The sequence below is a fragment of the Shewanella inventionis genome, assembly GCF_014641855.1.
In the GTDB taxonomy this organism is placed as follows: domain Bacteria; phylum Pseudomonadota; class Gammaproteobacteria; order Enterobacterales; family Shewanellaceae; genus Shewanella; species Shewanella inventionis.
In genome coordinates this window covers 1-722 of record NZ_BMII01000123.1, presented here as the reverse complement: position 1 = coordinate 722, position 722 = coordinate 1, and the positions used below count along the sequence as shown (strand labels likewise).

At 46.4% G+C, this 722-nt stretch carries 1 protein-coding gene; it reads left to right on the top strand.

What is annotated here, in order from left to right; genetic code table 11:
- Positions 1–722 (top strand): cadherin-like domain-containing protein (locus IEW93_RS21880; RefSeq protein WP_188741289.1); only part of this gene is annotated, 722 nt, incomplete at both ends.

Here is a 722-nt window from a genome sequence, read left to right as displayed (position 1 = left end):
AAACAACAGCCACATCGACGTGCAGTCACTCAAAGAAGGCGAAACCTTAACTCGCACTATCACGGTGACATCGCTTGATGGCTCGGCCTCGCACGATGTGGTGATTACCATTGTCGGCGCCAACGATGGCCCTGAATTCCGTTCAGGTACAGATACAGTTAATGGCCCAGCTAATAATGATGTTTATGACTTTAACAATGTTACTGAAGGTAGTCCCGCAGGGACTGTTGTAGGACAGGTTGTTGCTGACGATATCGATGGAGATCAATTAACTTATAGTTTTGCAAATGGTACACAAACCTTTGGTGTATTCACAATTAATGCACTTACAGGTGTCATTACCCTGAACCAGACCATAGATGATGTGGATTTAGGAACTTACGCATTAGAAATTTTAGTTTCTGATCCAAATGGCGCTTCAGATTCTGCGTTAGTAAACGTCAAGTTAACAAACGTCGACGATCCCACCAACGCGGTTAATGACACAAAAACTGTGGCAGAAGACACTGTCGCTACCGGTAACGTATTGGCGAACGACACTGACATTGATTCAACCTTGTCGGTATCGACCTTCACGATTGCAGGGTCAAACACCGTGTACACCGCGGGCAGCACCGTTGTGACGCTCACTAACGGCACCTTACAGTTATTGGCGAACGGTAATTACACCTTCACGCCAAATGCCAACTGGAACGGCGATGTACCGGTCATTACCTACACCA